We start from the raw sequence: 15,913 nt of genomic DNA on the forward strand, positions 1-15,913 counted from the left end.
GGGCGTGAGGAACTGCCCGGGGTCGATCTCTCGCGGACGGTGGGTTGGTTCACCTCGGTGTACCCGGTGGCGCTGGACGCGGGGGAGGGGGATGCGGCTACGTCGGTGCGGCGGGTGAAGGAGCAGCTGCGCCGGGTCCCGGACAAGGGCCTGGGTTATGGCCTGCTGCGTTATCTGAACCAGGAGACCGCCCCCGACCTGGCCGGTCCGGAACCGCAGATCGGCTTCAACTACCTCGGCCGCTTCACCACGGGTGGTGAGGGTGGTGGTCTGGCGCTGCATGGCGGGATGGATCCGCGTATGCCGTTGGCGCACGTGGTCGAGGTGAACTCGCTGATCGAGGAGGGCGGTGAGGGCGGCCCGGTGCTGCGGGCTGTGTGGTCCTGGGCGGGCGAGATCCTGTCCCGGGACCGGGTCGAGGAGCTGGCCGAGGCCTGGTTCGGAGAACTGGCCGCGATCGTGGAGGCGGTGGAGCAGGGTGCGGGCGGGCACACGCCGTCCGACTTCCCGCTCGTAGAGCTCGCTCAGGACGACATCGACGGCCTCACGGCAGAACTCGCCGCGGAAGGCCTCGCGCTGGAAGACGTCCTCTCCCTCTCCCCGCTCCAGCAGGGCCTGGCCTTCCACGCCGGATACGACGAGCAGACCACGGACGTCTACACCGCCCAGCTGGCCCTCGACCTTACCGGGCCCCTGGACGTCGACCGGCTGCGCGAATCCGCCCAGGCCGTCCTGGACCGGCATGCGAACCTCCGGGCCGGGTTCCGCCAGACCGCAGACGGCCGGTGGCTGCAGGTCGTGCCCGCGTCGGCGACGGCACCCTTCCGCACCCTGGACGTGTCGGCGTACGACGCCCCGGAGGACGAGGCCCGCGCCGTCGCGGACCGTGAACGAGCCATGCCCTTCGATCTGCGGCGGCCCCCGCTGCTGCGATGGGTGCTGGTCCGGCTCGGCGAAGACCGCCACCGCCTGATCCTCACCAACCACCACATCCTGCTCGACGGCTGGTCCATGCCGGTCCTCTTCACCCAGATGTTCGCCCACTACCGGCAGACGGCCGCCCCCGGGCCCACCGTCTCCGGGCCCTACCGCGACTACCTGGCCTGGCTCGCGCAGGCGGACCGGCCGGCCGCGGAGGCGGCCTGGCGGGAGGCGCTGGCGGGGGTGGAGGAGCCCACCCTGGTGGCGCCGGCCTTCGTGGCGGCGGACACCCGGGTCCCGGCCCAGCTGCGGGCGGAGCTGGACAGCGGCCTCGTCACGGAGCTGACCGCGCTGGCGCGCTCCTGGGGCGTCACGCTCAACACGCTCGTCCAGACGGTGTGGGGCGTCCTGGTGGGCGGGCTCACCGGCCGTGACGACGTGGTCTTCGGCTCGGTCGTCTCGGGCCGTCCCGCCGAGCTGGCGGGCGTGGAGTCGATGGTGGGCCTGTTCATCAACACGCTGCCGGTCCGCATCCGCCTCGAAGCGGCCGAGACCTTCGCCGGTCTCGTCCAGCGGGTCCAGCAGGAGCAGGCCGCTCTGCTCGCGCACCACCACCTCGGGCTCACCGACATTCAGCAACTCGCCGGAGCGGGGCAGCTGTTCGACACCCTCACCGTCTACGAGAACTACCCCGTGGTGCGCAACTCCGCCGAAGGGGACGACAGCAGGCACCTGGACGTCCGGATCGTCGAAGGCGTCGACGCCACGCACTACCCGCTGGCCCTCGCGGTGATCCCCGACGGAGAGGGGAAGCGACTGCGCCTGGACTACCAGACCACTGCCTTCGACCAGGAGCAGGCGAACAAGATCCTCACGCGCTACCAGCACCTGCTGCGTACCGTCGCCGCCGCGCCCCGCAGCAGCCTCGCCCAGCTCGACGCGCTGCTGCCCGGCGAGCGCGAGACGCTGGACGGCTGGAACGACACGGCAACGGATGTGCCGCTCACCACGATCCCCGAGCTGTTCGCCGAGCAGCTCGCCCGCACCCCCCACGCGCTCGCCATCGAGTACGGGGACGTCCGGCTCACCTACGCGGAGCTGGACGCACGGGCCAACCAGCTCGCGCACCACCTGATATCCGCCGGCGTCGGCGCCGAATCGCTGGTCGCCGTGTGGATGGAGCGGTGCGTCGAACTCGTCGTCGCGGAACTGGGCATCGCCAAGGCCGGCGGCGCCTACGTGCCGCTGTTCCCCGACTGGTCCGCCGAACACCGCGCAAGGGTGTGCGCCAAGGCGGGCGTGTCCGTGGTCCTCACCGCCGCGGACGTAGCCGCCACCGCGGACGGTCCCGTCACGGACCCGGCTGTGCGCATCCACCCGGATCAGCTGGCGTACGTGATGTTCACATCGGGGTCGACGGGCGAGCCGAAGGGCGTGCCGTCCTCGCACCGCGACGCGACCGAACTCGCCCTGGACCGGGGCTTTTCCGACCGCGCGGCGCAGCGGGTCCTGATGCACTCCCCGCACTCCTTCGACTCGTCGACGTACGAGGTGTGGGTGCCGCTGTTCAAGGGCGGGCACATCGTCATCGCGCCGCCCGGCCGCGTCGACACCCGGGAGCTCGCCGAGCTGATCAGCTCCAGCAAGGTCACCGGCATGTTCCTGACGGCCGGCCTGTTCGCGGTGATGGCCCAGGAGCACCCCGAGTGCTTCGCCTCGGTCGTCGAGGTGCGGCCCGGCGGAGACGTCGTCTCGCCCGCCGCCGTCCGCCGAGTGCAGCAGGCCTGCCCGGACACCCAGGTCGTGGTGATGTACGGGCCCACCGAGGTCACCGTCTTCGCCACCTACAACCGCATCGGGCCGGTCCCCGAGGACGCCACCGAGGTGCCCATCGGCGGCCCGCTCGACAACATGCGTCTGTACGTCCTCGACGCGGGCCTGCGGCTCGTCGCCCCCGGCCTCGTCGGCGAACTGTACGTCGCCGGGTCAGGCGTCGTACGCGGCTATCTGCACCAGGCGGCCCTGACCGCGGGTCGCTTCGTGGCCAGCCCGTTCGGCACCGGGGAGCGGCTGTACCGCACCGGCGACCTGGTGCGGTGGAACGAGCACGGGCAGATCATGTTCGTCGGCCGCGTCGACGAGCAGGTGAAGGTGCGCGGGTTCCGCGTCGAACTCGGCGAGATCGGGGCGACGCTCACCGGCCACCCCGACATCGCGCAGGCCATCGTGGTCGCCCGGGAGATTCCCGGGATCGGCCGGGGCAAGCAGCTCGTGGGCTACGCGGCACCGACCCCCGCCGCCGCGGCGACACCCCCCGACGCGACGGACCTGCGCCGGTTCCTGGCCGAGCGGCTGCCCGAATACATGGTCCCCGCCGCCGTCATGGTGCTCGACGCGCTGCCGCTCACCCCCATCGGCAAGGTGGACCGCAAGGCGCTGCCGCAGCCGGAGTTCACGGCCGGGGAGTCCCGGGCGCCGGGGACACCGCAGGAAGAGGTGCTGTGCGCTCTGTTCGCCGAGGTCCTCGGCCTCGACCGGATCGGCATCGACGAGTCGTTCTTCGACCTCGGCGGGCACTCCCTCCTCGCGACCCGGCTCGTCTCGCGGCTGCGTGCCGTCCTGAACGCCGAGGTCAGCGTCCGCGCCGTGTTCGAGGCACCCACGGTGGCCGCCCTCGCGGCCCGGCTCGACGCCGGCGACACGGACCGCCCCGCGCTGGAGCCCCAGGTACGCCCGGAGCGGCTGCCGTTGTCCTACGCGCAGCGGCGGCTGTGGTTCCTCGACCAGTTCGAGGGCCCGAGCGCCACCTACAACATCACGGTCGCGCTCCGGCTGACCGGCGCGCTGGACGTCGCTGCGTTGCGGGCCGCGGTGGCGGACGTGGTGGCCCGGCACGAGAGCCTGCGTACGACCGTGTCGTCGGACGAGGCGGGCGTGCCGTTCCAGCGGGTGCTGGCCGAGGGGGAGTACTCCCTGGAGATGCCGGTGGTGCCCGTGGCGTCCGACGAGGTGTCCCTGCTGGTCGCGCGGGCCGCGTCGTACGCCTTTGACCTGGCCGGGGAGGTCCCGCTGCGGGCCTCGCTGTTCGAGGTCGCCGATGAGGAGCACGTGCTGGTGCTGGTGGTGCACCACATCGCCGGTGACGGGGAGTCGATGGCGCCGCTGTCGCGCGACCTGGTCGCCGCCTACCGGGCCCGTCTCGAAGGCCGGGCGCCACAGCTCGACGCGCTCGCGGTGCAGTACGCGGACTACGCGCTGTGGCAGGAAAAGCTGCTCGGCGACGAGAACGACCCGGACAGCCGCCTCTCCTCCCAGCTGGCCTATTGGGCGTCCGAGCTGTCCGGCATTCCGCAGCCGCTGCAGCTGCCCACCGACCGGCCGCGGCCGGTCACCGCGAGCCACCGCGGTGACCGGGTGCCCTTCGTCATCGAACCCGAACTCTACGCACGGATACAGGAGGTGGCCCGGCACGAGGGTGCGACCGTGTCGATGGTGCTGCAGGCCGCCCTCGCCGTCCTGCTGCACCGGATCGGCGCCGGCGACGACGTCACGATCGGCTCGCCGATCGCCGGGCGCACCGACGAGGCCCTTGCCGGGCTCGTCGGGTTCTTCGCCAACACCTGGGTGCTGCGCACCGACCTGTCCGGCCGGCCCACCTTCCGCGACGTGCTCGCCCGGGTGCGGGACAAGGCGCTCACGGCGTACGACAACCAGGACGTCCCCTTCGAGCGGCTGGTGGAACTGCTCAACCCCGAGCGCTCCACCGCCTACCACCCGCTGTTCCAGACCATGTTCATCTGGCAGAACGTCAGCCGGCCCGACTTCGAACTCGACGGCCTGCGGGTGGGGTATGAGCCGGTGGCGGTCGACTCCGCCAAGTTCGACCTGACCTTCGGCATGGGCGAGACGGGCGGCCCGCACGGGCGCCGCGTCGAGGGCACCGTCGAATTCGCCGTCGACCTCTTCGACCGCACCACGGCCGAGGCGCTCACCGCCTGGTTCCTGCGGACGGTGCGCGAGGTGGTGACCCGCCCGCTCACCCGGATCGCGGACGTCAGCCTGCTGACGGAGGCCGAACGCCAGGAGCTCACCGCGGCGCCTGCCGGCATCCCGGTCGTCGACACCGTCGTCGCCCGCTTCGAACGGCAGGCCGCGGCCACCCCCGACGCGCCCGCCGTGTCGTACGGCACCACCACCCTCACCTACCGGGAACTCGACGAGCGAGCCAACCAGCTGGCCCGGCTGCTGGTGGAGCAGGGCGCGGGCGCCGAGCGGTTCGTGGCGCTGAGCGTGCCGCGCACCCACGAGCTGCCCGTCGCGATCCTCGGCATCCTGAAGTCGGGGGCGGCGTACGTGCCGGTCGACCCGGCCTATCCGGCCGACCGCATCGCGTACATGCTCCAGGACTCGCGGCCGGTCACGACCGTCACCCCCGAGGTCATGGCCGCAGCCCGCGCCTACCCCACCGACCACCCGGGCACCGTCGTGACGCCGGACCAGCCGGCGTACGTCATCTACACGTCCGGCTCCACCGGGCGGCCCAAGGGCGTCGTCGTCGGACACGGCAACGTGATGCGGCTGATGGACGCGACCCACGACTGGTTCGGCTTCGGAACCGAAGACGTGTGGACGCTGTTCCACTCCTACGCCTTCGACTTCTCCGTCTGGGAACTGTGGGGCGCGCTGCTCTACGGCGGCCGGGTCGTCGTCGTGTCGTACGAGACCAGCCGCAACCCGCACGACTTCCTCGCCCTGCTCGCCGACGAGCGGGTCACCGTGCTCAGCCAGACCCCCTCGGCGTTCTACCAGCTCATGGCCGCCGACGAGGAGTTGCCCCAGGTCGGCAGCCGGCTCGCGCTGCGGCACGTGGTGTTCGGCGGCGAAGCCCTCGACCCGGGACGCCTCGCGTCCTGGTACGCCAGGCACGCCGACGACGCGCCGGTCCTGGTGAACATGTACGGCACCACCGAGACCACCGTGCACATCACCTACGTGGCGTTCGACGAGGCCGGTGCCGCCGCGGCCCCCGGCTCCGTCGTCGGCGTGCCCATCCCCGACCTGGCGGTCTACGTCCTCGACGAGCGGCTCAGGCCACAGCCGCCGGGCGTGCCGGGCGACCTGTACGTGGCGGGCGCCGGGCTCTCCCGCGGGTACCTCGGCAGGACCGCTCTGACCGGCAGCCGCTTCGTCGCCGACCCGTACGGCGCCCCGGGCACCCGCATGTACCGCACCGGTGACGTCGGCCGGATGCTCGTCGACGGGCGCCTGGAACACCTGGGCCGCAGCGACGACCAGGTGCAGCTGCGCGGCTTCCGCATCGAACCCGGCGAGATCGAGACCGCCCTGCTCGCCGACCCGGCGATCGCCCAGGCCGCCGTCGTGGTCCGCGACGGGCACGGCGGCGGACAGCAGCTGATCGGGTACGTCGTCGCCGCGGCCGGCACCCTCGACCTGGACGCCCTGCGGGCCTCGCTCGCGGGCCGCCTCCCGGCGTACATGGTGCCGTCCGCGTTCATGGTCATGGACCGGCTGCCGCTCACCGCGAACGGCAAGCTCGACCGGGCGGCGCTTCCTGAACCGGAGGTCACATCGGGCCGGGCCTTCCGCGCCCCGGCCACCGCCCACGAGGAACTCCTGTGCTCCGTGTACGCGGACGTGCTGGGCCTGGACAGCGTCGGCGTCGACGACGACTTCTTCACCGTCGGCGGCGACAGCATCCGCTCCATCCAGGTCGTCGCCCGGGCCCGCGCGGCGGGGGTGGAGATCAGCCCCCGCGAGGTCTTCGAGCAGCGCACCGTCGCCGCCCTGGCCGCGCTCGCCGCCGGCCGCGAAGGCACGGCGACGCCGGCCCTCGCCGAGCTGGAGGGCGGCGGTGTGGGCCGCTCCCCGCTGCCGCCGATCGGCCGCCATCTGCTCGAACTCGGCGGCGGTTACGGCCGGTTCCAGCAGTCGATGGTCCTCACCCTGCCGGACGGCGTCGACGGGCCGTCCCTCACCGCGACCGTGCAGGCCGTCCTCGACACACACGACGTACTGCGCGCGCGGCTCATCACCGAAGGTGACGGCGCCCTGGAGACGGGGGAGCCGGGCACGGTGCCGGCCGCGTCCGTGCTGCGCCACGTCACCTGCGACGGCGACTGGCACACCGACGCCTGGCGGCAGTCGCTGACCCGAGAACTCGACGCGGCCGCCGGCCGCCTCGACCCGGCCGCCGGCGCCATGGCCCAGTTCGTGTGGTTCGCCCCCCGCGACGGCAGCACCGGCCGGCTCCTCGTCGTCCTGCACCACCTGGTCGTCGACGGGGTGTCGTGGCGAATCCTGCTGCCCGACCTCGCCGCCGCCTGGGAACAGGTCCGCGCGGGCCGCACCCCGGCCCTGCCTGCGGTCGGCACCTCCGCCCGCCGCTGGGCGCACGCCCTGACCCAAGAGGCGACCCGCCCCGAGCGGGTGGCTGAGCTGCCGTACTGGCAAGAGGTGCTGGCGGGCCCGGACCCACTGCTCGGGGCCCGCCCCGTGGACCGGGCGACCGACACGATGGACACGGTCGAGCGGGTGCACGTCTCCGTCCCCGCCGAGGTGACGCGGACGCTGCTCACCGCACTGCCCGCGGCGTTCCACGGCGGCGTCGACGACGGCCTGCTCACCGCCCTCGCCCTCGCGCTCGCCCAGTGGCGCGCGCGGCGCGGAGTCGGCGAGACCTCCGCGCTGATCCGCCTCGAAGGCCACGGCCGCGAGGAGGGGCTGGTGCCGGGCGCCGACCTGTCCCGCACCGTGGGCTGGTTCACCAGCATGTACCCGGTCCGCCTGGACGTCGCGGGCTGCGACCTCGGCGAGGCGCTGGCCGGAGGGGGCGCCGCGGGCCGCGCCGTCAAGGCCGTCAAGGAACAGCTGCGGTCCGTCCCCGGCAAGGGCATGGGCTTCGGCCTGCTGCGCCACCTCAACAAGGACACCGCCGACCGGCTGGCGGACCGGGAGCCGCAGATCGGCTTCAACTACCTGGGCCGGTTCTCCGCAGCGGACCTGCCCGAGGAACTGCGCGGACTCGGCTGGGCCCAGGCCCCCGAGGGCGGCGCGCTCGCCGCCCTCGACGCCGACATGCCGGTGTCCTGCGCCCTCGACGTCAACGCGGTCGTCACCGACGGCGCGGAAGGACCCCGGCTCGGCGCCGTGTTCGCCTTCCCCGCCGCACTGCTCGACGCCGACGACGTCGACGAGCTGGCCGGCCTGTGGCGAGACGCGCTCACCGCGCTCGCCCGGCACGTGTGCACCGACCCGGCGGCCGGCGGGCTCACCCCCTCCGACCTCCCCCTGGTCGACGTGGCCCAGACCGACCTCGACGACTGGCGGCGCCGATACGGTGCCCTGGCCGACGTCTGGCCGCTGACACCGCTGCAGTCCGGGCTGCTCTTCCACGCGGAGCTCGCCGGCACGGGATTCGACGACTACACCATGCAGTTCGCCTTCCGGCTCGGTGGGCCCGTCGACCCGGCCCGGCTGCGCGCGGCGGGCCAGGCACTCCTGGACCGCTATCCCAATCTGCGCGTCGCGTTCGTCGACGCCACCGAAGGGCAGGTCCAACTCGTCCCCGACAAGGTCGAGTTGCCGTGGCGCGAGACCGATCTGCGGCACCTTGCCGACACGGCCGCACGCGAGCGGGCGTACGAGGACCTGCTCGCCCGGGACCTGCGCACCCCCTTCGACCCGGCACGGCCGCCGCTGCTGCGCATGACGCTGGTCAGGACCGGCGAGGCGGAGAGCGAACTCGTCCTCACCGCACACCACGTGCTGTTCGACGGCTGGTCGCTGCCCGTCCTCGTCCAGGACCTGCTGCGCCTGTACGCGGCCCACGGCGACCCGGGCGCCCTGCCCCGGGCCCGCGGCTTCCGGGAATTCCTGATCTGGCTGAACGGCCAGGACGGGGAAGGCTCCGCGCGGGCCTGGGCCGACGAGCTCGACGGCGTGCACGAGCCGACCCTGCTGGCCGCGGCCCTGCCCAAGGGCGAGGGCCCGGACGGCGTCGGCCAGGTGGAGGTGGCGCTGACGCCCGCCGACGCCGAGGCACTCGCCCGCCGCGCGGCCGAACTCGGCGTCACCCTCAACACCCTGGTCCAGGGCGCCTGGGGGCTGCTGCTCGGCGCGCTCACCGACCGTGAGGACGTCGTCTTCGGCGCCACCGTCTCCGGCCGGCCGCCCGCCCTCGACGGCATCGACACCATGGTCGGCCTGTTCATCAACACCCTGCCCGTCCGACTGCGGCACACCCAGGGCGACACCCTCGCCGAGGTGCTGACCGCGCTGCAGGAACGGCAGGCGGCGCTGCTCGACCACCATCACCACGCGCTCACCGAGATCCACCGGCACACCGGCCTGAGCCTCCTGTTCGACACGATGATCGCCTTCGAGTCGTTCCCCGTGGACCAGGCAGGACTCAGCCGGGCCAACAGCGACACCGAGATGACGATCACCGGGACCCGGCCCTACGCCGGCACGCACTATCCGCTGACCGTCATCGCCGCCGCCGACCCGCTGCTGCGCCTGACCCTCCACCACCAGCGGGCCGTCCTCGCCGAGGACACGGTGCGCACCCTCGCCGACCGCTTCGCCCGCGTCCTGCGGCAGATCGCCGCCGACTCCGGGCAGCGGGTGGCCCAGCTCGACCTGCTCACCCCGCAGGAGCGGCAGTGGTCGCTGACCGGCGTGCACCGGGCGGCCGCGGCCGGCGCCGCGACCACCGTGCCCGAGGCCGTCGCACGGCAGGCCGCCCGGACGCCGGACGCCGACGCGGTGGTCTGCGGCGGCGACCGGATCACGTACGCGGAACTCGACGCCCGGGCCGGGCGGGTGGCCGCGGACCTGAACCGCCGCGGTGTCGGCCCCGAGACGGTCGTCGCCGTCGCGCTGCCCAGAACCCCGGACCTGGTGGTGGCCCTGCTGGCCGTCCTCAAGGCGGGCGGCGCGTATCTGCCCATCGACCCCGCCTACCCCAGCGGCCGTCTGGCCCACGTCCTGACGCAGGCCGCGCCCCGGTTCCTGATCACGGACCCGGCGACCGGACCGACGCTGCCCGACACCCCCGTCGAGCGGATTCACTTCGCGGACCTCGGCACCGCCACGGGCCCGCACCGGGCCCCGGCACAGCCGCTGCCGGACCACGCCGCGTACGTGATGTACACGTCCGGCTCGACCGGCACCCCCAAGGGCGTCACCATCACCCACGGCAACATCACCAACGGGATCGCCCACCTCGCCGAGATCATCGACGCGGCCCCGGGCCGGCGGATGCTCGCCGGCACCTCGGTCAACTTCGACGTGTCGGTGTTCGAGATGTTCACCGCCCTGTCCACCGGCGGCACCATCACCCTGGTCCGCGACGCGCTGGTCATCGCCGAGCAGGGCGGGCATCCCGTCGACGTCGTCAGTACCGTCCCCTCGGTCCTGACCGAACTCCTCACCCAGGGCGCGGACGGCATCCCGGCCGACACCCTCGTCTTCGCGGGGGAGGCCCTGCCCGGCGACCTCGTGCGCCGCATCCGCGAGGCGCGGCCCGGCGTGCGGATCGTCAACGGCTACGGCCAGAGCGAAACCTTCTACGCGACCGCCTTCGCCCTGCCCGCCCACACCCCGTGCACGGCCACCGGCGGCGTGCCCATCGGCACCCCGCTGCGCGGCGTCCGCACGTACGTGCTCGGCCCCGGCCTCACCCCGGTCCCGCCGGGCACCGTGGGCGAGTTGTACGTCGCCGGCGCCTGCATGGGCCGCGGCTACCACGGGCAGTCCGCGCTGACGGCCGACCGCTTCGTCGCCGACCCGCACGGCGCGCCCGGCGCCCGCATGTACCGCACCGGCGACCTGGCCCGCTGGAACGCCGACGGGCAACTGGAGTACGCGGGCCGCACCGACCACCAGGTCAAGATCCGCGGCTTCCGCATCGAACCCGCCGAGATCGAGGCGGCACTCGGCGACGTGCCCGGCGTCGGCCGCGCCACGGTCGGTACGTTCACGGCGCCGGACGGCGGCACGAGGCTGGTCGGCTACGTGACACCGGCGCCCGGCGACAGCGCGCCGGCCGTCGACAAACTACGGGCCCACCTCGCAGGACGGCTGCCGGACTACATGGTGCCGAGCGCCTTCGTCGTCCTCGACCGGTTCCCGCTCACCCCCAACGGAAAGCTCGACCGCGCGGCCCTGCCCGCGCCGCAGTTCACGGCGGCGGCCTCCCGGCCGCCGCGCACCGCGCAGGAGGAGGTGCTGTGCGACCTGTTCGCCGAAGTCCTCGGCCTCGAGCGGGTCGGCATCGACGACTCCTTCTTCGACCTGGGTGGACACTCCCTCCTCGCCACCCGGCTCGCCCGCAAGATCCTTCTCCGGCTCGAGGTCGAAATCCCGATCCGGTCCCTCTTCGAATTCCCCACGGTGGCCGATCTGTCAGCGCACTGGCAGAGCATGAACAGGTCGAGCAGGCCTCGGCTGCGCCGCATGACTCAAGGAGCAGATGCCAAGTGATCCCCCTGTCCTTCGCGCAGCGCCGCCTCTGGTTCCTCGACCAGCTGGAAGGCCCGAGCAGCACCTACAACATCTCGATGGCCCTCAGGCTGACCGGAGACCTCGACACCGAGGCCCTGCACACGGCCCTGCGTGACGTGGCGGGCCGCCACGAAAGCCTGCGCACCGTCTTCAGAACCGACGCTTCGGCCACGCCCTACCAGCACGTACTCCCGCTGCAGGAAGCCGAGTTCGACTTCGACGTCGTCCCCGTCGCCGCCGACGACGCCCTGGACGCGGCCGCACGGTTCGCCGACCGGGCCTTCGACCTGGCAGCCGGCATCCCCATCCGCGCGACCCTGCTGCGCAGCGCGCCGCAGGACCATCTGCTGGTCGTCGTGGTCCACCACATCGCCGCCGACGGCGAGTCGATGGCACCGCTCGTCAAGGACCTCGGCACGGCCTACACGGCGCGCAGCGCGGGCCACGCCCCGCACTGGGACGAACTCCCCGTGCAGTACGGCGACTACACGCTGTGGCAGCAGGAACTGCTCGGTTCCGAGACCGACCCGCACAGCCGCCTGTCCACCCAGCTGCGCTACTGGCAGGGCGAGCTGACCGGCATCCCGCAGCCGCTCGCGTTGCCCCTCGACCGGCCCCGCGGCTCCGGCACCCGGCACGAGGGCGACAGCGTGCCCTTCAGCCTCGCACCCGAGACCGTCACCCGCCTCGGTGACCTCGCCCGCGCCCGGCGCGCGACGTTGTCCATGGTGGTCCAGGCGGCCGTCGCCGTGCTCCTGGGCCGGCTCGGCGGCGGCGACGACATCGCCATGGGATCACCCATCGCCGGCCGCACCGACGAGGCCCTGGCCGACCTCGTCGGCTACTTCGCCAACACCTGGGTGCTCCGTACCGACCTGTCGGGCGATCCCACTTTCGACGAGCTCGTCGACCGCGTCCGCGACAAGGCCCTCGCCGCCTACGATCACCAGGACATCCCCTTCGAACGGCTCGTGGAACTGCTCAACCCCGAGCGCTCCACCGCCTACCACCCCGTTTTCCAGACCATGTTCATCTGGCAGAACGTGGCCCGGCCCGACTTCCGCCTGCCCGGACTCGTCGTCACCCCCCAGCCGGTGGGCACCCAGAGCGCCAAATTCGACCTGACCTTCACCATGGGCGAGGTCCCCACCGCCGCCGGCACAGCCGTGCACGGCAGCATCGAGTACGCCACCGGCCTCTTCGACCGGGCCACGGTGCAGACCGTCGCCGACCGGCTGCGGCTCCTGCTGGACCGGCTCGCCGAAGCCCCCGGCGCGCCCATCTCCACGGCCGACGTCCTCACCCCCGACGAGCGGGAACGCACCCTCGTAGAGTGGAACGACACCGCCGCCCCCACCCCCTGCGACGACCTGCCGGAGCTCTTCGCACTCCAGGCCGCCCGCACCCCCGACGCGCTCGCCGTCACCGACGACACGACGACGCTCACCTACCGCGAACTCGACACCCGGGCCAACCGCTTGGCGCACTGGCTGGTCGAGCGCGGAGCAGGACCCGAGCGCTTCGTCGCCGTGGCCCTGCCCCGGGGCACCGACATGGTCGTCGCCCTCCTCGCCGTACTGAAGGCCGGCGCGGCCTACCTGCCGATCGACCTGAACTTCCCCGCCTCCCGCAACGAGTCCGTCCTGCGCGACGCCGAGCCGCTGCTCGTCCTCGACGCCGACGCCCTCGCCGCCGACCTCGACGGCTACCCGGCCACGGCACCGGCAGCGCGCTGCGGCGCGGACCACGCCGCCTACGCCATCTACACCTCGGGCTCGACCGGCAAGCCCAAGGGCGTCGTCGTCTCGCGGGGTGCCCTCGGCAACTTCCTGGCCTCGATGCAGTCCACGTTCGCCCTGGGCCCGGCCGACCGGCTGCTCACCGTCACCACGATCGCCTTCGACATCGCCGCGCTCGAACTCTTCCTGCCGCTCCTCAACGGCGCGGGCGTCGTCGTCGTCGACCGCGACACGGTGCTGCAGCCCGCCGCCGTCCACGACATGATCGAACGGCACCGGGTGACAGTGGCGCAGGCCACCCCCTCCTTCTGGCGGCTGCTCAGCACGCACGCCCCCGAAGCGCTGCGCGGACTGCGCGTCCTCGTCGGCGGCGAAGCCCTGCCCGCAGACCTGGCCCGCACCCTTGCCGAGCAGGCGGCGGGCGTCACCAACCTGTACGGGCCGACCGAGACGACCATCTGGTCCACGCTCGCCGACATCGCGCAGCACCCCGACACCCCGCCCATCGGACGGCCGATCGCCAACACCCAGGTCTACGTCCTGGACCAGGCGCTGCGCCCGGTGCCGACCGGCGTGCTCGGCGATCTGTACATCGCCGGTGACGGCCTCGCCCGCGGCTACCTGCACCGAAACGGCCTGACCGCCGAACGGTTCGTCGCCCACCCCTTCGCCCCCGGGCGCCGCATGTACCGCACCGGCGACCTGGCCCGCTGGCGCCGCGACGGGCAGCTGGAGTACGCGGGCCGCACCGACAACCAGGTCAAGGTCCGCGGCTTCCGCATCGAACTCGGGGAGATCGAGTCGGCCCTCACCGCGCACCCCGGCGTCGCCCAGGCCGTCGTCGTCGCCCGCCCCGACTCCACGGGCGCAAGCCGGCTCGCCGCCTACATCACCGCGCGGGACGCCGCCGACGCCCCCGCACCGGCCGCACTGAGCACCTTCGTGGGCGAGCGGGTGCCCGAGTACATGGTGCCCGCGGCGATCGTCGCCCTCGACGCGATGCCGCTGACCCCCAACGGCAAGATCGACCGCAAGGCGCTGCCCGAGCCCGAGTTCACCGCCGGCACCTACCGCGCACCGCGCACTCAGCACGAGGAAGTCCTGTGCGCGCTCTTCGCCGACGTCCTCGGCCTGGACCGGGTCGGCGCCGACGACTCCTTCTTCGAACTCGGCGGACACTCCCTGCTGGCCACCCGGCTCGTGGCGCGCATCCGCTCCAGCCTCGGCGCCGACCCGGGCGTCCGCGCCGTCTTCGACACCCCCACCCCGGCCGGCCTCGCCACCCGCCTGCGCGCCGACGGCGACGTGCGCCCGGCGCTCTCGCCGGCCCCGCGATCCGGGCCGCTGCCGCTGTCGCACGCTCAGCAACGGCTGTGGTTCCTCGACCAGTTCGACGGCCCCGGCGCGGCGTACAACATGCCGATGGCGCTGCGTCTGACGGGCACCCTGGACGTCGTGGCGCTGCGCGCCGCCCTCGGCGACGTGCTCGCCCGGCACGAGACGCTGCGCACCGCCATCGAGGTGGTGGAGGGCGAACCGGTCCAGCGGATACACCCGGCTGCAGGCATCGACCTGAAGGTCGAGACGGCACCGGCGGGCGCGCTCGCCGACGCGCTCGCCGCCGCCGCGCGGGAGCCGTTCGACCTGGCCCGCGAGGTCCCCGTGCGGGCCCGCCTCTTCGAGGCCGGCCCCGGCGAGTGGGTGCTGCTCCTGGTCGCGCACCACATCGCCGCCGACGGCTGGTCGATGGCGCCGCTCCTGAAGGACCTGTCGCAGGCTTACGAGGCCCGGTGCGCGGGCGGTGCCCCGGCCTGGCCCGCGCTGCCGGTGCAGTACGCGGACTACGCGGTGTGGCAGCGCCGCCTGCTCGGCTCCGAGGACGACCCCGACAGCCTGATATCCCGCCAGCTCGACTACTGGCGCAAGGTGCTGGAAGGCGCCCCGGCGGAGATCGCGCTGCCCTGTGACCGGCCGAGGCCGTTGACCGCCTCGCACACCGGGGGCACGGTGCCGCTCACCGTGGACGCGCGGGTCCACGAGCGGCTGACGAGGCTCGCCCGGGAGCAGGGTGTGTCGCTGTTCATGGTGCTGCACGCGGCACTGCTGGTGACGCTTGCCCGGCTGGGCGCGGGCGAGGACCTGCCGGTGGGCGCCCCTGTGGCGGGCCGGTCGGATGAGGGTCTGGACGATCTGGTCGGGTTCTTCGTGAACACGGTGGTGCTGCGTACGGATGTTTCGGGTGATCCGTCGTTCGTGGAGTTGCTGGAGCGGGTGCGGGAGGTGCATCTGGGTGCGCATGCGCATGCGGATGTGCCGTTCGACCGGCTGGTGGACGCGCTGGGCGTGGAGCGCTCGGCGGCCCGGCAGCCGCTGTTCCAGGTCATGCTCGTCCTGCAGAACAACGCCCGGGGCCGCCTCGACCTGCCCGGACTCGACGTGGCCGTGGAGCCGCTCGCCCTGGACTCCGCGAAGTTCGACCTGACCCTGCAGCTGGCCGAGGAGGCGGACACCGAGGGCATCTCAGGCGTCCTGGAGTACGCCGCCGACCTGTTCGACGAGGCGTCGGTGATGGCCCTGGCCGGCCGGTTCGCGCGGGTCCTCGAAGCCGTCGCGGACAATCCGTCTCTCCCGGTCTCCGGCGCCGACATCTGGCTGCCGGGGGAGTGTGAGCGGCTGTCGGGCTGGAGTGTGGCCGGGCGGTCGGGGGAGTTGGTGACGTTGCCGGAGTT

Annotated in this window: 1 protein-coding gene and 2 pseudogenes; all 3 read left to right on the forward strand. The window is 73.1% G+C overall.

Features of this window, described 5'->3' with window-relative positions:
• Positions 1-12 precede the first annotated feature (12 nt).
• A pseudogene (locus tag FKN01_RS31345) lies at positions 13-11,049 on the forward strand (amino acid adenylation domain-containing protein); the annotation flags it as partial.
• 129 nt (positions 11,050-11,178) lie between these two features.
• A pseudogene (locus FKN01_RS33760) lies at positions 11,179-11,424 on the forward strand (phosphopantetheine-binding protein); the annotation flags it as partial.
• The coding region (locus FKN01_RS31350; RefSeq protein ID WP_143626042.1) for a non-ribosomal peptide synthetase at positions 11,421-15,913 on the forward strand (4,493 nt) is incomplete at its 3' end. The pseudogene FKN01_RS33760 and the gene FKN01_RS31350, both read left to right, overlap by 4 nt.

Origin of the sequence: Streptomyces sp. 130 (genome assembly GCF_007096885.1) — a bacterium.
Lineage (GTDB): Bacteria > Actinomycetota > Actinomycetes > Streptomycetales > Streptomycetaceae > Streptomyces.